Raw genomic sequence first — 18,908 nt, forward strand, 5'->3', positions numbered from 1 at the left:
GGTTCCCTGGCCGAAGCGAAGCGAGGCTAGGGGGCCGGTGGGGACTAGTCGCCGAGGCGCAGGCCGGTCTTGGTGTCGAACAGGTGCACGTGGCCCTGCTGCGGACGTACCCAGATGGAGTCGCCCTTCATCGGAGGACGGCGGCCGTCGACGCGTGCGACGATGTCGTGGCTCTTGCCATCGAGGATGGTGTGGCCGTAGACGTAGGCGTCGGCGCCGAGTTCCTCGACCACGTCAACCTCGACCTGGAGGCCTTCGCCCTGGGGGACGGTCTCGAGGTCTTCCGGGCGGGAGCCGACGGTGACAGTCTTGCCCGTGGCGTCTTCGAGGACGTCGTGCTTGACCGGGTAAACGGTGCCGCCGAACTGGACGCCGCCGTCAACAACCGGAAGCTCCAGCAGGTTCATGGCGGGGGAGCCGATGAAGCCTGCAACGAAGACGTTCTGCGGGCGGTCGTACAGGTTGCGCGGGGTGTCCACCTGCTGGAGCAGGCCGTCCTTCAGGACGGCGACGCGGTCACCCATGGTCATGGCTTCGACCTGGTCGTGCGTCACGTATACCGTGGTGACGCCGAGGCGACGGGTCAGGGATGCGATCTGCGTACGGGTCTGGACACGGAGCTTGGCGTCAAGGTTGGACAGCGGCTCATCCATGAGGAAGACCTGAGGGTTACGGACGATTGCACGGCCCATGGCAACACGCTGGCGCTGACCGCCAGAGAGTGCCTTCGGCTTGCGGTCCAGGTACTGCTCAAGGTCGAGAAGCTTGGCGGCTTCGCGGACACGCTCGGCGCGCTCTTCCTTGGAAACGCCGGCGATCTTGAGTGCGAAGCCCATGTTGTCCGCAACGGTCATGTGCGGGTACAGGGCGTAGTTCTGGAAGACCATTGCGATGTCGCGGTCCTTCGGCGGAACGTCCGTGACGTCGCGGTCACCGATCAGAATGCGGCCGGCGTTCACATCCTCAAGACCTGCGAGCATGCGCAGGGAGGTGGACTTACCGCAACCGGAGGGTCCAACGAGGACCAGGAATTCGCCATCGGCGATGTCGATGTTGAGCTTATCGACGGCGGGCTTATCTGTGCCCGGGTACAGACGCGTAGCGTTATCAAAAGTAACTGTAGCCACAGTTATCAATCCCTTCACCGGCAGGTACGTGCCGGACGATCCGTTGTGAATGGTTCATTTTCTTCAGTTGAACTCCCCGGCCGTGGGCCGGGGAGGATCCTGTGACGTCGCACGGTACTGTGCGTCACATCACACCCAAGAGTATGTCAGACTTTTTGATTAATAACCCAAATGTTACGAACGTCACATGTCGTTCTGCTCACACTAGGTGTTTGCGGTGGCCTTCCGCCGTTCCCGGAGGAGTGCTTCCAGCAATTCCGCAACGTGGACGGGCGCCTCCACCCGGTACTGCGCCTGAGTGAAGTCCAAACCCACCTTGATGCCGACGTCGTCACCCATGAGCCTGCCCAAGGCGTCCTCATCGGTCACGTCGTCACCGGCGAAGAGGATCGCCGTGGCGCCGGTAGCCTGACGAAGGAACTCCACGGCCTCACCCTTGGACGCCTGCACCACGGACGTTTCCAGCACCCGCTTGCCTGTCTTCAGGTAGACGCCCGGGTGGTCCCGAAGTTCCCGCATGGCAGCCTCGACCGCGTCTTCTGCGACATCGTCGTCGGCGAGCCTGGTATGCAGAACGACGCCCGCAGGCTTGTCCTCGAGCAGTGTCCCGGGAGCGACGGTGACAATACCCGCAAGCACTTCGCGGACCGACGCGAGGCGTTGCCGCTGCTCCTCATCCAGTTCCAGCCCCAGTGACCCTTCGCCCAGCCATACCTCCGCGCCGTGGCTGCCAATCAGCAGCGTGTTGACCGGGGGCGAGGCGACCAGCCGCAAACTGGCCAACGCACGTCCCGAGATGAGTGCCGTCGTCGTGTGTGGAAGTTCGGCGAGTGCCTCCAAAGCCGCGGCCGACCGCGGCAAGGGGCGGGCGTCGTCGGCGTGGTCCACGATCGGGGAGAGCGTGCCGTCAAAGTCGAGCGCCACCAGGAGTTCTTCCGTTTGGGCGATGCGACGGACGGCATCCAGCAATTCGGGCGAGAGGGTAAGGGGCGCCTGCTCAGCTGTCATCGCGGACCACCTTCTCCTCAAGGGCGGCCAGGAACTCCGCTGACCAGTGGTCGACGTCGTGGTCAAGGATCTGCTTCCGCATGAGCTTCATGCGCCGGCGGGCTTCCTTGGGTGGCAGGTTCACGGCGCGAAGGATGGCGGACTTCAGCCCATCAATATCGTGCGGGTTGATCAAAAAGGCTTGCTTCAGCTGGTCCGCGGCACCGGCGAACTCGCTGAGCACCAAGGCGCCGTCGTCGTCCGAACGCGCGGTGACATACTCCTTTGCCACCAGGTTCATCCCATCGCGGAGGGCTGTCACCAGCATGACGTCCGCGGCGAGGTACAGGGCCACCATCTCCTCCACCGGGTAGCTGTGGTGGAGATAGCGGACCGCGGTGTTCTGGATGGTGTCGTAAGTGCCGTTGATGTGGCCCACGGTGCCTTCGATTTCCTCGCGAAGGAGACGGTACTGCTCCACGCGTTCACGGCTGGGACTCGCCACCTGGATCAGGGTGGCGTCCTCTACCTTGATGCTGCCCTCGCGGAGGAGTTCTTCGAAGGCCTTGAGCCGGTGACCGATGCCCTTGGTGTAGTCGAGGCGGTCCACGCCCAGCAGGATGGTTTTAGGGTCGCCGAGGTCCTTGCGGATCTGCTTGGCCCGTTCAATGATGTCCGGGCGCACGGCCAGGTCCCTGATCTGGTCCACGTCGATGGAGATGGGGAAGGCCTGAGCACGGGCAATGTGTGTGACCTCGCCGTCCGGGCCCTTCACATGAATTTGCTGCTGCTTGACGCTGGCACCCAGGAAGCGGCGCGCGGATCGCATGAAGTTGCCCGCATCGCTGGGGCGCTGGAAGCCCAGGAGGTCGGCCCCGAGCAGGCCGTCGATGATCTCCCGACGCCACGGCAGCTGCGCAAAAATCTCCGGGGGCGGGAACGGAATGTGGTTGAAGAAGCCGATCTTCAAGTCGGGTCGCGCCTCACGAAGCATCCGCGGGACCAGCTGGAGTTGGTAGTCCTGGACCCAGACCGTGGCGCCGTCGGCAGCGTGCCGGACCACGGCGTCGGCGAACTTCTTGTTGACCTGGCGGTACGAATCCCACCACGTACGGTGGAACTCCGGCGGGGCAATGACGTCGTGATACAGCGGCCAGATCGTGGCGTTGGAAAAGCCTTCGTAGTACAGCTCAACGTCGTGGCTGCTGAGTTGGACCGGGACGAGGTCCATGGCTTCGTGGCTGAAGGGCCGCACAGTCTCGTCGGGCGCGCCGTGCCAGCCGACCCACGCGCCGTCGGACTTGGTCATCATCGGGGCAAGCGCGGTCACCAAACCGCCGGGCGACCGGCGCCAACCGCCGCCGCCGTCACCATTGCCGTCGCTGCTGCAACGGTCGACGGGCAGCCTGTTGGACACCACCATGAAGTCGAACGTGCTTGCCGTCGGCTTTCTGGTGGGAGAGGCCCTAACGCCTTCTTCCGTCGTGAGTTTTTCGCTTGCCAAATCCTGCATTACTGCTCCCTGGGGTTGCTGTGACTCAACTCCCAGCCTACCGGCGGAATCATGTGAGGCGGTTGTACGTTCAACAACCGGGTCAATGGACGCGCGCCGAATCTTCACGTTTGCTCCCGTAAACTGACCCCGTTGCCACTACGACGTCGAGTAACCCCGAGGAACTGATGAGCCCCGCAAACGAACCCCGCCTGTCCAAAGCAGAGCGCACCGCCCAGGCACGGGAAAAAGCGCGCGAGATCCGCGAAGCGCAGCTGAAAAAGGAAAAGCGCAACAAGCTCCTGATCGGCTGGGGCATCGTAGTGGCCGTAGTGGCGATCCTCGCCGTCATCGCGCTGGTTGTCACCACCAGCCTCCAGCAGAACGCCCCCATTGCCAACGAAGGTCCGACGCCGGCCAACGGAAACGTCCACGGCGGCGTAACATTGCTGGCCAACACCGAGGTTCAGAAGTCCGAGCCAGCCACCGTCAATGTGGCCGATGTTCCGTCCGCGCCCGCAACCAAGCCTGCCACCGTGACTGTTCCCGGTGGCGAAGCCGAGGCCGGCAAGCCCGTCAAGGTCATCGCCTACATCGACTTCATCTGCCCGGTCTGCAAGCGCTTTGAAACCACATACGGTGAATCGCTGACCAACCTCCGCAACGAAGGCAAGATCTCCCTGGAGTACCGCCCTCTCGGTTTCCTGGACCAGCAGTCCACCACCAACTACTCCTCCCGCGCAGCCAACGCAGCTGCATGCGTGGTGAACTCCTCGCCTGAGAAGTACGCCGAATTCTTCAACCTGCTCTTCGAGCGCCAGCCTGCTGAAGGCGGCGCCGGCATCTCCGACAACGACCTCAAGGGCATGGCCACCGAGATTGGCGCGGCCAACATCGACTCCTGCATCGACAACAAGCAGTACAGGCCGTGGGTCAAGGTTGCCACGCAGGAAGCCGCAGCCATCGGAATCACCGGTACCCCCACAGTCTTCGTTGACGGCAAGCAGTGGGACGGCACCACCGACCTGAATGCTGAGATCCAGACTGCGGTTGACGCCAAGGGCTAGGTTCAAAGAACGTACGACGGCGGCTGGCCACCTTTGGGTGGGCAGCCGCCGTTTTGCTTGGGCTTCTGCAGTTGCCCCCAGGGCAGTCTTGGCCGGGCGAATTTCCGTGCGGGGGATGGTCTGGGCTAACCTTGTGTAGCGCCGTTTTGCAACGCCGCCCAGCGCATTGAGCGCTACGCCTCCTTAGCTCAGTTGGCCAGAGCACCTGTCTTGTAAACAGGGGGTCGCCGGTTCGAATCCGGCAGGGGGCTCCACGAAACCCCTCCGAATCAGCATCGTCTGGTTTGGAGGGGTTTTTTCGTGTTGTTTGGCCGTCCTTGGGGGTCAGTTCCAGCGCAAGGTTTGGGCTGCCTCAAAAGTTCTTGAAAGTTTTTCGAGTTTTCGCGTCACGATTCGGCGGTGGCCGACACTGTAGCCGTTAGGGAGACTCTGCGCTCGCGGCGCCTCAGTTCACTTCCTCGTGCTGCGCAGCCACTCCCGTATGGCGATGCTGACGCAGGGCCAGCGTCGGAAACAACAGAACGGACAACATCCCAGCGCCAACAAGCGCGGAGGAAATGCCGCTGGTGATGAGTCCTTCGTCCCGGCCTATGGCGGTCACGGCGACGATGATCGGCAGTCCTGTTGCGGCAAACAGCACCACCGCCCTTTTGTCGGCGGCCGTGGACCTGGCAGGAGCCGCCAGTAACGACGGCAGGCCGCGGACCGCCAGCAACAGGAGCAGGAACAAGGGCACCATCGCGAGAGTGATAGGACTGTCGATGAGGGCACGGAGATCGAAGTCGATGCCGGTGTCGATGAAGAAGATCGGCACCAGGAACCCGAAGGCGACGGCATCGATCTTTGTCTCGATGACCTTCCGGTCCCGTTCGGGAGCTCGGGCGATGGCAACCTTCCACAGCACCCCGGCGGCGAACGCACCCAGGAGCATGTCGAGTCCCAGCACCATGCTGAGAACTACGAGGCCGGTGAGGATGAACATGATCGCGCGGACTGCGAACTGGCCACTCGTGTGCAACGTCCGGGTGACTTGTGAATGAAGCAAGGTGTGCTTTGCCCGCGAGGCCAGGAAGATCGCCACACCCGTCAGGAGGACAAACCCGAGAAGTACGCCGGTCGCCGGCCCCAATTCCCTGCCGCTGAAGAACAAGGAGATCGCAATGAGGGGACCGAACTCTCCGACAGCACCCAGCGCCGTCACGGCGATCCCTAGCGGGGTTTTTGATTCTCCTGCATCGCGGAGGATGGGAAGCAGCGTCCCCAAAGCCGTGGAGCACAAAGCCACACCTATGATCACCGCCGCTTCCGGAGCGGGAACCAGAAGCAGCCCTGCACCAATGCCTGCACCGAGTGAGATGACCCAGCCCAGGGAAGCACGGATGGCCGGCCGCCCCCGGATCAACGCGAAGTCGATTTCGTTGCCCGCCACGAAGAACAGCACAGCCAAACCGAAATCGGCCAGCGTATCCGTGAATTCCGAAGATTGAATCCAGCCCAACAGGCTGGGTCCGAGAAGCATTCCAAGGACAATCTCGAACACCACGATCGGTACCCTGACTACGCGGTCGAGGAACCGCGCTGCAAGAGGCGCCGCTACAGCCAGCACGGCGATCAGCACCAGCGACGTGGACAAGCCCTGCATCAGCGGTACCTCCGGCACCTCGGCTGCTTCGGATGAAGAGTAGTCCAAAGCTACCGCCACACTCAGCAAGGCGCCACAACCACGGAACCTTGATACGGCACCGAGGTTATCCACAGCCTGGACGACGGCGGACGACGGCGGCACCGACCGCGCGCTAGGCTGGTTACCTCGGCTGAAGCAAGCGGCCGCAGGATCTACTGTGGAGCCGCTTCCGATGACGAGCAATCCTGACCTGAGCGCCCTGGCGGCGTCTTCCTTCTCCCTGCCCCACCTACGCGATGGACAACTGTCCGCCATGACCGCGCTCGCAGAGGGACGTGACGTCCTGGCAGTCATGCCCACCGGCTACGGCAAATCGGCAACCTACCAAGTGGCAGCCCGGTACCTTTACAACAAAACCGGACGTCCCGCCGTCGTGGTCTCTCCTCTCATCGCTTTGCAGGAAGACCAACTGGACGGGTTGTCCGGGCACTTGGGCGACGCAGCCGCCGTCGCCATTAATTCCTCGCGAAGTGATACGGAAATCGAGGCTGCATGGCGGGCGGTCGAGTCCGGCACCGCCACGTTCCTGTTCCTTGCTCCTGAGCAACTGGCCAAGCAGGAGACCGTGGCGCGGATTTCAGAGCTCGGCATCTCTATGTTCGTGGTGGATGAGGCGCACTGCGTGTCTTCGTGGGGGCACGACTTCCGTCCTGATTATCTCGATCTGGGGACCGTCCGTGAACACTTGGGAAACCCACCGGTCGCGGCGCTCACCGCAACAGCGTCGCCGCCGGTACGGGACGAAATCGTGGAGCGGCTCCGAATGCAGGATCCTTTGGTCCTTGTTCGCGGCTTTGACCGGCCCAACATCAGCCTCGACGTCGTCCGGCACCAGGAGGACAAAGGCAAACGGAAAGCGATCCTGGACCAGGTTGCGGAATTGGCCAAAGGATCGGGCTACGGGCTGCTGTACGCCGCTACACGCAAGGATACGGAGAGGTACGCCGCCAAACTGGCCGAAGAGGGGCTCAGGACCGAGGCGTACCACGCCGGCCGCACGGGCTCGGACCGCGAACGCATCCACGAGCAATTCCTGGACGACCACCTGGATGTTGTAGTTGCCACCACCGCGTTCGGCATGGGAATCGACAAGCCCAACGTTCGATTCGTGGTCCATGCCGATATCCCGGAGTCGTTGGACGCTTACTACCAGGAAATCGGGCGTTCCGGCCGCGACGGCGAACCTGCCGCCGCAGTCCTCCATTACCGCGCGGAGGACCTTGGCCTGCGGAAGTTCTTCGGTACCCACACGCCTGACCCGGATTCCCTCCTCGCGGTGCTGAAGGTCCTGAAACATGCCGGCGCGCCCGCTCCGAAGGGCGCAATTGCGGAGCTCACCGGTTTTCCGGCCCGGCGCGTGACAAACCTGGTGAACCAGTTGGAGGAAACCGGCGCCGTTACCGCGGGAAAGCGGGGCGTGCGGCTGGTGTCCAAGGCCAAGCTGTCCGCGCTGGTGGATCGGGCCGTCGAGCTGGCGGAAGCCCGGCAGCGTATCGATCAATCGCGCCTCACCATGATGCGGGCTTACGCCGAGACAGAGAGCTGCCGCCGTCAATTCCTGCTGGGCTACTTCGGCGAAGAACTGGCCGAGCCGTGCGGCAATTGCGATGCCTGCGCGGAAGCCGCCAGCCGCAGCGGTGCGACCGTCGTCCAGGAAGAAACGCACGACGGCGGTCGGCCGGGTTCAGCGAACGGAGCAGCCTCGCCTGCCAACGAGCTTTTCCCCTTGCAATCGTCTGTTATTCACAAGGAGTGGGGTGCAGGTTTGGTGATGCGACATGAAGACGACGTGATAACAGTCCTGTTTGAGCAGGAAGGCTACAAGACACTCTCCACCAGCGCAGTAGTGGAACATGAGCTGCTGAAGCCTGCGTAGCCCCACTCGCTGAGCACTGGACCCTCGCTACGATGGCAGGAGAGATACCGAGCGAGGAGAGCCATGTCTTTGAAGGAACGCCTGAAAGCGGATGTTGTCGAGCATATGAAGGCCGGCAACAAAACAGCGCTGACCACCGTGCGTAACGTTCTGGGAGAGATCACCACGCGCGAGAAGTCGGGTAAAACGCCTGTTGAGCTGGACGACGCGCAGGTGACGTCCTTGCTTCAAAAGGAAGCGGCAAAACGCCGGGACACTGCCCGTATCTACACCGAGGCCGGCGAGCCGGACCGGGCCGCGGCGGAAATTGCCGAAGCCGAAGTCATCGAAGCCTACCTGCCCAAAGCGCTGACGCGCGAGGAAGTGGAAGCGATCGTGGATGAGGCCATATCCGCGTTGAAGGCTGAAGGGCAGGAATTGTCCCTGCGTTCCATTGGCGCCGTCATGAAGCCGGTGACTGCACAAGTCGCGGGTCGGTTTGATGGCAAGACCGTCAGCGAGATCGTGCGGGGACGCTTGGCGTAGCTTCGCTGCGGCTACCCGTTAGCCAACGCCAAGCAGCCCCCGCAAAGTGTCAGCATTCCGCACGGCGTTACCGCCGCCGTCGTTGTTGAAATAGACGTAAACATCCCTCCCGGAGTTGCTCCATTCGCGGATCCGCTCGGCCCACCATCGCAGATCGTCGTCCGAGTAGGAGCCGCCATAGAGATGCTGTTGGTCCGGCCCGTGGAGCCGGACGTACACGAACGGGGCAGTCGCCCGGAGGATGCACGGCAGGTTGGCGCCGCTCATGATGCAATATGCTGCGCCGTGACGCTCCAGCAAGGCATAGACGTCGGGGTGGTCCCAGCTGTCGTGGCGGAACTCCACAGCGACGCGGATCCAATCGGGTAGCGCGGCCAGGAAGTAATCGAGCCGGGCGTCGTCGCGGGCAAGGCCGGGCGGAAGTTGGGCCAGCAGGACAGCCCGCTTATCACCGAGCTCGTGCCAACACCGCGTGATGCGCTCTACCCAGACCTCAGGGCCGTAAAGCTTCTTCGCATGTGTCAGCCCCCGTGGAGCCTTGACGGACATGGCAAAGCCGGGCGGCAGCCGACGACGCCAACTTGCGAACGAGGTGTCGCGGGGCCAGCGGTAAAAGCTCGCGTTAAGTTCCACCGTGCTGAAGCGCGCCACATACGCTTCAAGCCGTTTAGCCGTTGGCAGGCCCGGAGGATAGAGCACGTTTTCCCAGTGATCGTAACTCCAGCCCGACGTTCCGATGTGGATGCCCATAGCTTGGATGCTAGTTGGCGGGGCGGGGTTTATGCACGCGCCTCACGGTCGTACCCCGGCGCCGTGGCTGATGATCCGTGTCTGCTGCGGCTAGTGCTTTGTTGCAACGCGCGCCATCAGCGCTTGGAGGTCCTCCGCCACTTTTGCGACTTCGCGCTGCCTCGCAGCCCGAGCGGGGTTGCTGCCATGGGATCCCGGCCTGGGCTTGCCGGCGTTGGTGCGCCGTTGGGGTTCGCGACGGAACGCAGCGTCGCGTCCGATCTTGGGGTCACGCACGGGCGCGTCGACGGTGACGTTTCCTTGCAGGGGGTCGTGAAACAGTGGGAGGTTCATGGTCCATTCCGGAAAATGCGGGTCGCGAAGGTACGCGACGGGATATGATTTCTGATCCTTGCATACTTGAAATGTCCCTGATATGGACATTTGCATACCGACTCACGGGATGGCTGTGCAGTTGTCCAAGGGTTTAGTGAGGTCAGGCCCTAGCTCACCAAGAGCCTAGGCCCAGAGCGCCTTCCTCAGCAATGCCTTCAGCTGCGCGACTTCGTCCTGGCTCAGATTGGCCAGCTGCTCCTTTTCGCAAACGTCCAGTTCGGTCCGAAGCTTGCTGTGGATGCGGCGGCCCTCGGGGGTGGAGACGATGGCCCGTGACCGCCTGTTCCGTTGCCCCGGAACGCGCTCCACCAAGCCACGGTGCTCGAGATCGTCAATCAGGCCAGCCACCTGGTTGAGGTCAAGTCCCAGGAACTCGGCAAGCTCCCGCTGGGTGGCCTCGAGTCCGCTGCAGGCCACCGTGAGTACCGAGAAGGACCGCTCCCGTAACCGGAAGTCGCTCAGTACGCGCTTGTTGAGGGACGATACCCCGGCGTGAAGCTTGCCGAGCAGGAGGCTCGCGTCATTCCCGATCTCCGCAGCCGCCAGGCGTGGAATGTGTACTTCAGCGCTCAGCGGACCCATGACAACCCCAAATAGTAAATAACGACCACAACCGTTGCATTCTTTCAGAGATATGGTGCCGGACGGCCATGACGAGGATCTCATGACGCTGCGGAACGTCAGGCCGAGCCGGGGGAAGGCCGTGGGCTAAGGTGCTGTAAAGACTCATCATCAGCCTCAAAGGGGTTCCAACACACTATGGGCGCGCTCGGATATCTCGCCGCTTCCGTTCCACCACGGATGGCGAGTGCCGGGGCCGCAGTAGCCCTTCCCATCCTGGCCGTGCAGCAATTGGGGGACGTCGCCGTCGGGGGCCTTTTTGTAGCCGCGTCCCTGGGACCCAGCGTGCTCGCGGCGCCGCTTGTTGGGACGGCGCTGGACCGGGCTGCGAAGCCCGGCCTGCTCGTGGCCGGATCCGGGCTCCTGACGGCGGTGGCTTTTGCGGCCGCAGCTTTCGTCGGCACGATCCCGCTACCGGTGATTTTCCTTCTCCTGGTTCTGGCTGGTGCGGTATCGCCGTTCTATATGGGTGGCCTGTCCAGTTTCGTCGTGGGTGCAATTCCCGACGGCCGGCGGGCGTTCGCCTATGATGCCTTGTCCTACAACGTCTCGGCCGTGGCTGGCCCGGCCGCCGTAGCTGTCATCGCGGCTTTCCTTCCCGCCCAAGCGGCGCTGGGCGTACTGGCGGTGGCCGCTGCGCTGGGCGCAATTGCCGTGCGCAGCGTCCGCCTACGCCCTCACGGACGTGGCGGAGGCTCGCCATGGCAGGCCATCAAGTCCGGACTGCACAGGATTTTCAGCCACCGTCCCCTGGCTGTGGTCACGGCCTCGTCCACCCTGACGCAACTCGGCCAAGGCGGCTTGGCCATTGCTGCTGTGGCTCTTTCCATAGAGCGGATCGGTTCACCGGGCGAGGGCGCTGCGTTGGTCACTTCCTTTGCCATCGGCAGCCTTTTGGGTGCGCTCTACGAAACAGCCCGTCCCACGCGGCGGCGTCCGCAGGGTGTCATGATGGCAGGGTTTCTCGCTACGGGAGTGCTGACCGTTGCAGCAGCGATCAATCTGGGGACTGTGTGGACACTTGTGGTCCTTGGCTTGTCGGGAGTGTTCACAGCGCCAACGGCCGCGGCCATGCTGTTCCTGCGAAACAAGCACAGCCCCGTCCATATGAAGTCCCAGATCTTTACCGTCAGCGCCGGCTTCCGTGCCAGCGCCTCAGCCGGCGGCGCTGCACTGGCGGCCTCGGTTGCCGGCCTGGGAGGAGCGGTCATGGTGGTCGCGATGGGTGCCATCTGGATCGTCTCCGCGGCTGTGATGATCGGCTACCCGAAGGATGTTGAGCCGTAGCAAATCCGGATCCGGCTCACTGCCCAATAACACGAGACCATGACACATTCCGTTAATCGGCTAAATCGCGGTTAATTTTGTCCATCGAACTGCCTTAATTGCCCGCGGAGCATTACGATGAGCAACGACTCATCACTGAGTACGTGTCATCACTTTGTCTCACACCTATCCGGGGGAAATACAAATGAGCTATCAGCAACAACCTCAGCAGACCCAGCCCTATGGCGCACAGACGGGCGAACCGCCGCTGTGGGCTCCCTACTACGGTGCACCTATCGGCGCCGCCGTGAAGCGCTTCTTCAAGAAGTACACCGCGTTCAACGGCCGGGCCAGCCGTAGCGAGTACTGGTGGTGGGCACTTGTGGCCGCCGTCATTGGTTTCGTGCTCCAGATCCTCACCACCGTCCTCGGTGCTGCAGGTGCAACGGTCACGGCTGACGGCACCGCCGTCCCGGGCCCCGGCGCACTCGTGGGTGGCATCCTCCTCATCATCTTCGGTCTCGCCACCATCATCCCGTCCATTGCCCTGATTGTCCGCCGCCTGCACGACGGCAACTTCAGCGGCTGGCTCGCGCTGATCGGCCTGGTTCCGTTCCTGGGCGGCCTTGCGCTGCTCGTCCTGATGCTCCTGCCGTCCAACCCGGCCGGCCAGCGTTTCGACGTTCCCACCGCATAGCCTTTCCACATACTGGCCCAAGAGGGGCGGCACACCATGTGCCGCCCCTCTTTTGCGCCGCGAAAGCCCCAACCCTCAACGGATCAGGAAACCACGCGGTTTCGTGAAATGCTGGCAGCACACCACGGTCGAGGATGAAAGTGATGAGGGAACCCGGATGCCCAACACCGCCAGAGTCAGCACCATTAAACGTTGCGCCGTCATCGGCGGTGGCATCATTGGCGTCGCGGTGGCACGGGAACTGATGAGCAGGCTGGACGGCGTGCAGGTCACCATCTACGAGAAGGAAGATCGGCTGGCCGCACACCAGACAGGCCACAACTCGGGCGTAGTTCACGCCGGCCTCTACTACCAACCGGGCGGTCTCAAGGCAACACTCTGCCGCAGGGGAGTGGAACTGCTCCAAGAGTTCGTTGGAGAGAGGGACCTCCCCTACGAGGCATGCGGCAAGCTGGTGATAGCCCAGACCCCCGAGGAATCGAAGCGTCTGGACAACATCTTTGCCCGTTCCAAGGTTAATGGAGTGCCCGGCGTGAGGATGCTCGGCGCCAGCCAAATACGCGAGGTGGAGCCAAACGCCGTCGGGCTTTCTGCCCTACACTCGCCGGAAACGGCAATAGTGGACTACGCGGCCATCACTAACGCTCTCGCCGACGACGTCCGCCGCGCGGGCGGGCGGATCCGGCTTGGGCAGGAGGCTACCTCGCTGGAACAGCGGACGAGGGGCGCTGTGGTGCGAACGAAAGACGATGCCGAAAACTATGACCTTGTGGTGGCCTGCGCCGGTCTTCAATCCGACCGGCTGGCGAAGGCAACAGGCGAACCGGCAACGCCGCGCATCGTGCCGTTCTTTGGCCAGTACTTCCTGCTTGGCCGTGAAGCCCGTGATCAGGTCAAGGGCCTGATTTATCCGGTTCCGGACCCCAAGCATCCTTTCCTTGGCGTACACCTGACCAAAAGGATCGACGGCGAAATGATGCTGGGTCCCAATGCCTTCATTTCCTTCGGCCGCGAGTCCTATTCATGGCGGAACGTCAACGTCCGCGATGTCCTGAATTACACCCTCTTCCCGGGCTTCTGGAATTTTGCGCGCCAGAATGTCCCGTCCGCGGTCCGGGAGTTCCAGACGGTGGTCAGCAGGAAGAAATTCATCAAGGAAGCCATGCGTTTTGTTCCTTCGTTGGAGGGCGCTAAAGTCCTGCCGGGCACCCGCGGCGTCAGGGCCCAGGCCATGAACGGTGACGGTTCGCTGGTGGACGACTTCGTGATCGCACGACGGCGGGACGTGGTTCTGGTGCGGAACGCACCTTCGCCGGGGGCTACTTCGTCGTTGGCGATCGCGGAGTACATCGTGCAGGAGGCGCTCCGTAGTTGACGTGGATCCTGCCGGGACCTCCCTGGAAAGCGGCTAAATGTCGCGTTGGGCACACTATTCGTTGATCGCTTGCACAATGCCCTAAACTGCTGCACTGAGGTGCCGGAAAGGCACTATGCAGCAACGAAAGCGAACCCTCAATGGCTACTGATTACGACGCCCCGCGCAAGACAGAAGAAGAGTCTCCCGCTGAATCGCTTGAGGCTCTCCAGGCATCCCGCGGGACCGGTGCCCAGACTGCTGTCATCGACGTCGACGAAAACGACACCGCAGAAGGAATCGACCTTCCCGGTGCCGATCTTTCCGGTGAAGAATTGACCGTTATCGTGGTCCCGGAACAGTCCGATGAATTTACTTGTGGTTCCTGCTTCCTGGTCCGCCACCGGTCACAGGTAGCCGTGGAAAAGAATGGCCTCAAATTCTGCAAGGACTGCGAAGGCTAAGCATCCGGGCATCGCAAGCAAGCCCCGTCAGGCGCTCAGGGAGTTCCGGCGGGGCTTTTCGCGTTTCAGCGCCTTATGTAACGCTCAGGTGTCGTTATCTTCGATTACGAACTGAGGCTTTAAGGCCCTCAGAATGGTCTCTTCAGGGCTCCGTGAGGGCCTGACGATGACTCTCCTGTGACCACCCAAATGCCCTTTTAACGGTTGTGCGCCGAAGCGGATACAAGCCCTCCAAACCCGGGAATGCGCTCCTAATCTGGACGTATCAATCTCGCCTTGAAGGGGGCAAAAAATGAGGAAGTTCAGTGCGGGTTTGGCGGCCGTCCTTGCAGCCGCCGGACTCGGACTTGTGGCACCGGGGCCAGCCTCGGCTGCATCTTACTGCGGCATCATGTGGGGTTCGCTGGCCAAAGCCGACCCCGACATGAGTTCCGCGCAGGTCACCAACGTACGGACGGGCCAGCAGCCCTGCTATGACCGCTTGGTGATCGACATGGCAGGCAAGGTGGCCGGTTATTCGGTGCAGTACGTGCCCGTGGTTGTGCAGGACGGGTCGGGCTTCGAAATCCCGGTACTCGGCGATGCGGACTTGCAGGTCGTTGTGACCGCCCCGTCCTACAACCAAAACAACGAGCCGACGTACCTGCCGGCCGCGAAAGCGGAGTTGTCCAACGTTTCCGGCTACCAGACGTTCCGCCAGGTGGTCTACGCGGGCAGCTTCGAAGGCTACACCAGCATTGGGTTGGGCGTCCGTGCGCGGCTTCCGTTCCGGGTCTTCACCTTGGACGGTCCCGGCGGCGGTTCCCGCCTGGTGGTGGACGTCGCCCATCGCTGGTAGGCCTACCCGACCGGGATAAGGCCGAACGCAGGGAAAGCTGCCTGTTCGTACGGAGAACTCCGCATGAACAGGCAGCTTTCCAGCGAACCCGCAGAGCAGGCTTACTCGGGAACCACCAGGGCCGGGGTGTCCTTGCGGATGGTTTCACCGCGGAAGAATCCGGGCCTGAGGCGGGACATGACCAACATGACCACCACGCCAAGGGCAAGGATTCCCACACCGAGCACAAACACCAGGCCTACGCCGAGGATCTCCGAGCCGCTGCCGAACTCCGGTGCCCAGCTGTCCACGGCAGTCTGGATGAAGACAACGAACAGGCCGACGCCACCCACCAGCGGGCAAAGGAACCGCAGGAAGAGATTCCGTGCGCTGGAGAACAGGCTGTTGCGGAAGTACCAAACGCAGGCGATCGCGGTCAGTCCGTAGTAGAAGCAGATCATCAGGCCCAAGGCCAGGATGGTGTCGTTCAGGACATTTTCGCTGATCACATGCATCACCGCGTAGAAGCCCGCGGACAGGACGCCGGCCGCAATGGTGGCGTAGCCCGGCGTCGAGAATTTCCGGCTCATCCGGCTGAAGCGCTCCGGCAGGGCGCCGTAGTGCGACATGGCAAGGAGGCTGCGCGATGGTGACGTGAATGTGGACTGCAAGGACGCCGCCGAGCTGGACAGCACTGCGAGGGACATCAGGATGGCGAACGGACCCATGACCGGGGATGCGAGGGCCGTGAAGATGTTCGCGTGGTTTTCTTCGTTGTTGAGGCCCACGCCGGAATCCCCGACGCCGGCAAACATCATGGTGGCGATGGTGACCAGCAGGTAGATGCCCAGGACGGCCACGGCCGTCAAGGTTCCGGCGAGGCCGGCGGTCTTCTTGCCGTTCGCGGTTTCCTCGTTGACGGTGAGGCACACGTCCCAGCCCCAGTAGACGAAGATCGAGAGGGAAATGCCTGCGGCAATCTGGCCGAAGGTTTCAACCTTGGTGACATCGAACCAATCCCAGCTGAAGGGAATGGCGGTGGGGGAGGAAGACCAGTTGGCGAAAGCCATGGCCACGAACAAGCCCAAGGCCACCAACTGGAAGCCCACCAGCCCGTACTGGACGATCTTGGTGGTGTGCAGGCCGCGGTAGCTGACCCAGACAGCCAGTGCCACGAACACCAGGCAGGTCACCACGTTCAGGAGCTTGTTGGAGGCTAGGTCGGCAATCTCCGGATTGCCCGCCAACTGGGACAGGAACAGGTAGAAGAAGTCCACTGCCACGCCGGCCAGGTTGGACAACACAATGATGTTGGCTGCGAGCAGCCCCCAACCGCCCATCCAGCCAACCCACGGGCCGAACGCCTTGGTGACCCACGTGAACGTAGTGCCGCTATCGGGGGAGTCCGCGTTGAGTTCACGGTAGGCGAGCGACACGAGGATCATCGGGATGAACCCGATGAGGAAGATTGCCGGAAGCTGAAGGCCGACCGCGCTGATGGTGGGGCCCAGGGCCCCGGTCAACGTGTAGGCGGGTGCGATGGTGGAAATGCCAAGAACGACGACGGCGAGGAGCCCCAACTGCCCCGTCTTCAGTCCCTTGCCGCTAATGTCGTGCGACGTCGCGGCTGCGCTGCCGCTGCGGATTGTCTGGCTCATGATGGGCCCTTTCTAGATGGCCGTAGGCTGCTGCTGCGTGATGCAGTGGATGCCGCCTCCACGGGCGAAGAGCTCGCGTGCGTCAACACTGACCACGCGGCGTCCCGGGTAGGCATCGGCGAGAATGCGGAGTGCCTTCTCGTCCATGGGGTCGTTGAAACTGCAGGCTATGACCCCGCCGTTGACAACAAGGTGGTTGATGTAGCTGTAGTCCACATACCCTTCGTCGTCAGTGAGCGTTTCCGGTGCGGGAACTTCGATGATGTTCCAGTCCCTGCCGGCTGCGTCATGGGTGGTACGCAGGAAGTCGATGATGTCGCGGGAGACCTTGTAATCGGGGTGCTCGGGGTTCTGCTGGGAGTGGACCAGCAGGGTGCCAGGGCTGGGGATCGCGGCCACGATGTCCACGTGGCCGCGGGTCCCGTACTTCTCCGAGTCGCGGGTCAGGCCACGAGGCAGCCACACCACGTGCGTGGCGCCGATGGTGCGTCCCAGTTCCCCTTCGATGTCCGCTTTGGTCAGGCCCGGGTTGCGGCCCTGGTCGAGCTGGACAGTCTCCGTGACCAGGACGGTGCCTTCGCCATCTACCTGGATGCCGCCGCCCTCGTTCACGATGCCGGAGGGAAGGTGGCGCGCATTGGCCCGGCCTGAAACGAACTCGGCGATGAGGGAGTCCTTGTCCCAAGCAGCCCAGTCCTGTCCGCCCCAGCCGTTGAAGATCCAGTCCACCGCGCCCAATTGCATGTTGGCATCGAGCACGAAGGACGGGCCAATGTCCCGCATCCAGGCGTCATTCAGCTCAGCGGTAAGTACCTCCACGCGAGGATCGAGATAGCGCGCGGCGGTCTCGACGTCGTCGGGGTGTACCACCATGGTGACCGGCTCGAACTCAAGGATGGCATTGGCCACATTCGCCCATGTGGTGCGTGCAGCGTGCGCCTCTTCTTCCGTGTCGCCAAGGGTGTAGCCGCCGGTGGGGAAGGCCATCCAGACGCGGTCCTGCGGAGCCGTCTCGGACGGCATACGCCACGCGCTCATGCTGCAACTGCCTGGGTCTGAGCGCCGAGGGGAGCGTTCGGGTTCACGGGTTCCGTGAGGCGGCCGTAGGTTTCCGGGCGGCGCGTTGCCAGGAACGGGAAGAGGGTGAGCCAGTCCTTGCGCTGGTCGAGGTCAAGGTCTGCAACCAGGACGGCGGATTCATCGCGCGGTGCCTGGACCAGGATGCGGCCATAGGGATCGGAAATGAAGGATGAGCCGTAGAAGTTGAGCGTGCCCTCGCTGCCGTGGCGGTTGGGGGCGATCATGAAGAGTCCGTTGGCGATGCCGTTGCCAACGATCACCTGCTGCCAGAGGGGTTGGGTGTCGAAGTCCGGGTGGTCAGGCTCGGAACCGATGGCCGTGGGGTAGACCAGGATCTCGGCTCCGCCGAGGGAGTACATGCGGGCGAGCTCGGGGAACCACTCGTCCCAGCAAGTGGGCATGCCCAAGCGTGCACCGCCGAGTTCTGCGGGTGCGTGGACTGCATAGGCGTCCTCGGCGTCCGGGCCTGGGCGGAAGAACTTGTCCTCGTAGTAGCCGGCGGTCACAGGGATGTGCAGCTTGTGGGTGCGGGCAACGAGTTCGCCTGCGGGAGATACCAGGATGGCCGTATTGAGTCCGAGGCCGTCGTCGGTGCCGTCAGCGTTCTCGGCCCGCTGGTAGAGGGAAGCGTGCACGGAAACGCCGTACTTCCTTGCCGCTTCGGCTGCGAAAGTGAAGGTCGGGCCGGTCAGCAGGTCCTCTGCAATGTCGGAAGGGCGGATACCAGCGGCCGGGTTGTTCTCGGGGCGGGTGTCAGCGGGGTAGCGGGACAGGGTCAGCTCCGGCAGGAAGACAACCGTGGCTCCCAGCTTGGCCGCCCGTTCGATGCCTTCCGTGAGTTCGGCGCGCAGGGCGTCTTCGTCCGCATGCCACTGGTGCTGGACGACGCCGACGCGCAGCGGGGTGCGCGTGGACGGTTCCGTGCGGGCCAGGGAGGCAGGGGCTTCGAGGCGGGTAATTTCAATCATGAGGGCATGTACTCCGGTGAGACGACAGTCACTAAATGAATAGCGTTCATTTAGTATGGCGGGAGTCACGCCTCGATGCAAGGGGCTAAACGAAGTCCTT

The 18,908-nt window shown here is 62.8% G+C and carries 18 protein-coding genes and 1 tRNA gene; 9 read left to right on the forward strand and 10 right to left on the reverse strand.

The window, feature by feature from the left end; all coding sequences use genetic code 11:
• Nucleotides 1-44 precede the first annotated feature (44 nt).
• From ugpC to AB0N65_RS05785, 3 genes are all read right to left on the reverse strand, one after another.
• Nucleotides 45-1,127, reverse strand: coding sequence for a sn-glycerol-3-phosphate ABC transporter ATP-binding protein UgpC (gene ugpC / locus AB0N65_RS05775; RefSeq protein WP_364158929.1), 1,083 nt, complete (start codon nucleotides 1,125-1,127; stop codon nucleotides 45-47).
• Nucleotides 1,128-1,331: 204 nt separating this feature from the next.
• Nucleotides 1,332-2,135, reverse strand: a complete 804-nt coding sequence (otsB, locus tag AB0N65_RS05780) for a trehalose-phosphatase (protein ID WP_364158931.1) — start codon at nucleotides 2,133-2,135, stop codon at nucleotides 1,332-1,334.
• The gene (locus AB0N65_RS05785) at nucleotides 2,125-3,627 is read right to left on the reverse strand and encodes a trehalose-6-phosphate synthase (RefSeq protein ID WP_364158934.1); all 1,503 of its coding nucleotides are present in this window, start codon (nucleotides 3,625-3,627) and stop codon (nucleotides 2,125-2,127) included. The genes otsB and AB0N65_RS05785 overlap by 11 nt, the downstream gene beginning before the upstream one ends.
• Before the next feature lie 167 nt (nucleotides 3,628-3,794).
• On the opposite strand from AB0N65_RS05785, the gene AB0N65_RS05790 reads away from it, so the two are divergent.
• Together AB0N65_RS05790 and AB0N65_RS05795 are read left to right on the forward strand one after the other, a co-directional pair.
• Complete coding sequence (locus tag AB0N65_RS05790) at nucleotides 3,795-4,673, forward strand: thioredoxin domain-containing protein (protein ID WP_364158937.1); 879 nt, start codon at nucleotides 3,795-3,797, stop codon at nucleotides 4,671-4,673.
• A gap of 177 nt (nucleotides 4,674-4,850) precedes the next feature.
• Nucleotides 4,851-4,927, forward strand: a tRNA-Thr gene (locus tag AB0N65_RS05795).
• A 191-nt stretch (nucleotides 4,928-5,118) separates the two neighbouring features.
• Here the strand turns inward: AB0N65_RS05795 and AB0N65_RS05800 are convergent.
• Nucleotides 5,119-6,459 carry a cation:proton antiporter gene (locus AB0N65_RS05800; RefSeq protein ID WP_364158940.1) on the reverse strand — a complete coding sequence of 447 codons (1,341 nt, stop codon included), beginning with the start codon at nucleotides 6,457-6,459 and terminating at the stop codon, nucleotides 5,119-5,121.
• A 70-nt stretch (nucleotides 6,460-6,529) separates the two neighbouring features.
• On the opposite strand from AB0N65_RS05800, the gene AB0N65_RS05805 reads away from it, so the two are divergent.
• Entirely contained in the window at nucleotides 6,530-8,233 is a 1,704-nt protein-coding gene (locus AB0N65_RS05805; RefSeq protein WP_364158943.1) for a RecQ family ATP-dependent DNA helicase, read from the forward strand.
• Between the two features lie 63 nt (nucleotides 8,234-8,296).
• On the forward strand, nucleotides 8,297-8,758 hold the full coding sequence (locus tag AB0N65_RS05810) for a GatB/YqeY domain-containing protein (RefSeq protein ID WP_364158946.1): 462 nt from the start codon (nucleotides 8,297-8,299) through the stop codon (nucleotides 8,756-8,758).
• 18 nt (nucleotides 8,759-8,776) lie between these two features.
• Here the strand turns inward: AB0N65_RS05810 and AB0N65_RS05815 are convergent, their stop codons facing one another.
• From AB0N65_RS05815 to AB0N65_RS05825, 3 genes are all read right to left on the reverse strand, one after another.
• The gene (locus AB0N65_RS05815; protein ID WP_364158949.1) at nucleotides 8,777-9,508 is read right to left on the reverse strand and encodes a DUF72 domain-containing protein; all 732 of its coding nucleotides are present in this window, start codon (nucleotides 9,506-9,508) and stop codon (nucleotides 8,777-8,779) included.
• 90 nt (nucleotides 9,509-9,598) lie between these two features.
• Entirely contained in the window at nucleotides 9,599-9,841 is a 243-nt protein-coding gene (locus AB0N65_RS05820) for a hypothetical protein (protein ID WP_364158952.1), read from the reverse strand.
• Between the two features lie 165 nt (nucleotides 9,842-10,006).
• Nucleotides 10,007-10,465 (reverse strand): MarR family transcriptional regulator, encoded by a 459-nt coding sequence (locus AB0N65_RS05825; protein WP_364158955.1) that lies wholly within the window; start codon nucleotides 10,463-10,465, stop codon nucleotides 10,007-10,009.
• Nucleotides 10,466-10,642: 177 nt separating this feature from the next.
• Between AB0N65_RS05825 and AB0N65_RS05830 the strand changes: the two genes are divergently transcribed.
• From AB0N65_RS05830 to AB0N65_RS05850, 5 genes are all read left to right on the forward strand, one after another.
• Nucleotides 10,643-11,791 carry an MFS transporter gene (locus AB0N65_RS05830; protein WP_364158958.1) on the forward strand — a complete coding sequence of 383 codons (1,149 nt, stop codon included), beginning with the start codon at nucleotides 10,643-10,645 and terminating at the stop codon, nucleotides 11,789-11,791.
• A gap of 184 nt (nucleotides 11,792-11,975) precedes the next feature.
• Nucleotides 11,976-12,467 (forward strand): DUF805 domain-containing protein, encoded by a 492-nt coding sequence (locus AB0N65_RS05835; protein WP_364158961.1) that lies wholly within the window; start codon nucleotides 11,976-11,978, stop codon nucleotides 12,465-12,467.
• Between the two features lie 157 nt (nucleotides 12,468-12,624).
• Nucleotides 12,625-13,842 (forward strand): L-2-hydroxyglutarate oxidase, encoded by a 1,218-nt coding sequence (lhgO, locus tag AB0N65_RS05840; RefSeq protein ID WP_364158964.1) that lies wholly within the window; start codon nucleotides 12,625-12,627, stop codon nucleotides 13,840-13,842.
• 140 nt (nucleotides 13,843-13,982) lie between these two features.
• Nucleotides 13,983-14,285 carry a DUF4193 domain-containing protein gene (locus AB0N65_RS05845; RefSeq protein ID WP_364158967.1) on the forward strand — a complete coding sequence of 101 codons (303 nt, stop codon included), beginning with the start codon at nucleotides 13,983-13,985 and terminating at the stop codon, nucleotides 14,283-14,285.
• A 292-nt stretch (nucleotides 14,286-14,577) separates the two neighbouring features.
• Nucleotides 14,578-15,123: a hypothetical protein gene (locus AB0N65_RS05850; protein WP_364158970.1), complete on the forward strand. Its 546-nt coding sequence runs from the start codon at nucleotides 14,578-14,580 to the stop codon at nucleotides 15,121-15,123.
• Nucleotides 15,124-15,224: 101 nt separating this feature from the next.
• Here the strand turns inward: AB0N65_RS05850 and AB0N65_RS05855 are convergent, their stop codons facing one another.
• From AB0N65_RS05855 to AB0N65_RS05865, 3 genes are read right to left on the reverse strand one after another with little or no spacing between them, the layout of a single operon-like run.
• The gene (locus AB0N65_RS05855) at nucleotides 15,225-16,760 is read right to left on the reverse strand and encodes an APC family permease (protein ID WP_364158973.1); all 1,536 of its coding nucleotides are present in this window, start codon (nucleotides 16,758-16,760) and stop codon (nucleotides 15,225-15,227) included.
• A 12-nt stretch (nucleotides 16,761-16,772) separates the two neighbouring features.
• Nucleotides 16,773-17,798, reverse strand: coding sequence for an agmatine deiminase family protein (locus AB0N65_RS05860; protein WP_364158976.1), 1,026 nt, complete (start codon nucleotides 17,796-17,798; stop codon nucleotides 16,773-16,775).
• Nucleotides 17,795-18,808: a nitrilase-related carbon-nitrogen hydrolase gene (locus AB0N65_RS05865; RefSeq protein WP_364158979.1), complete on the reverse strand. Its 1,014-nt coding sequence runs from the start codon at nucleotides 18,806-18,808 to the stop codon at nucleotides 17,795-17,797. The genes AB0N65_RS05860 and AB0N65_RS05865 overlap by 4 nt, the downstream gene beginning before the upstream one ends.
• Nucleotides 18,809-18,908 lie beyond the last annotated feature (100 nt).

It is taken from the genome of Paenarthrobacter sp. NPDC089322, assembly GCF_040684895.1.
In the GTDB taxonomy this organism is placed as follows: Bacteria; Actinomycetota; Actinomycetes; order Actinomycetales; family Micrococcaceae; genus Arthrobacter.

Bases quoted from the DNA above. Each gene is read 5' to 3' on its own strand.
- otsB (WP_364158931.1), bottom strand. From the start codon at position 2,135: ATGACAGCTGAGCAGGCGCCCCTTACCCTCTCGCCCGAATTGCTGGAT.
- AB0N65_RS05785 (WP_364158934.1), bottom strand. From the start codon at position 3,627: ATGCAGGATTTGGCAAGCGAAAAACTCACGACGGAAGAAGGCGTTAGG.
- AB0N65_RS05790 (WP_364158937.1), top strand. From the start codon at position 3,795: ATGAGCCCCGCAAACGAACCCCGCCTGTCCAAAGCAGAGCGCACCGCC.
- AB0N65_RS05805 (WP_364158943.1), top strand. From the start codon at position 6,530: ATGACGAGCAATCCTGACCTGAGCGCCCTGGCGGCGTCTTCCTTCTCC.
- AB0N65_RS05810 (WP_364158946.1), top strand. From the start codon at position 8,297: ATGTCTTTGAAGGAACGCCTGAAAGCGGATGTTGTCGAGCATATGAAG.
- AB0N65_RS05815 (WP_364158949.1), bottom strand. From the start codon at position 9,508: ATGGGCATCCACATCGGAACGTCGGGCTGGAGTTACGATCACTGGGAA.
- AB0N65_RS05820 (WP_364158952.1), bottom strand. From the start codon at position 9,841: ATGAACCTCCCACTGTTTCACGACCCCCTGCAAGGAAACGTCACCGTC.
- AB0N65_RS05825 (WP_364158955.1), bottom strand. From the start codon at position 10,465: ATGGGTCCGCTGAGCGCTGAAGTACACATTCCACGCCTGGCGGCTGCG.
- AB0N65_RS05830 (WP_364158958.1), top strand. From the start codon at position 10,643: ATGGGCGCGCTCGGATATCTCGCCGCTTCCGTTCCACCACGGATGGCG.
- AB0N65_RS05835 (WP_364158961.1), top strand. From the start codon at position 11,976: ATGAGCTATCAGCAACAACCTCAGCAGACCCAGCCCTATGGCGCACAG.
- lhgO (WP_364158964.1), top strand. From the start codon at position 12,625: ATGCCCAACACCGCCAGAGTCAGCACCATTAAACGTTGCGCCGTCATC.
- AB0N65_RS05845 (WP_364158967.1), top strand. From the start codon at position 13,983: ATGGCTACTGATTACGACGCCCCGCGCAAGACAGAAGAAGAGTCTCCC.
- AB0N65_RS05850 (WP_364158970.1), top strand. From the start codon at position 14,578: ATGAGGAAGTTCAGTGCGGGTTTGGCGGCCGTCCTTGCAGCCGCCGGA.
- AB0N65_RS05855 (WP_364158973.1), bottom strand. From the start codon at position 16,760: ATGAGCCAGACAATCCGCAGCGGCAGCGCAGCCGCGACGTCGCACGAC.
- AB0N65_RS05860 (WP_364158976.1), bottom strand. From the start codon at position 17,798: ATGAGCGCGTGGCGTATGCCGTCCGAGACGGCTCCGCAGGACCGCGTC.
- AB0N65_RS05865 (WP_364158979.1), bottom strand. From the start codon at position 18,808: ATGATTGAAATTACCCGCCTCGAAGCCCCTGCCTCCCTGGCCCGCACG.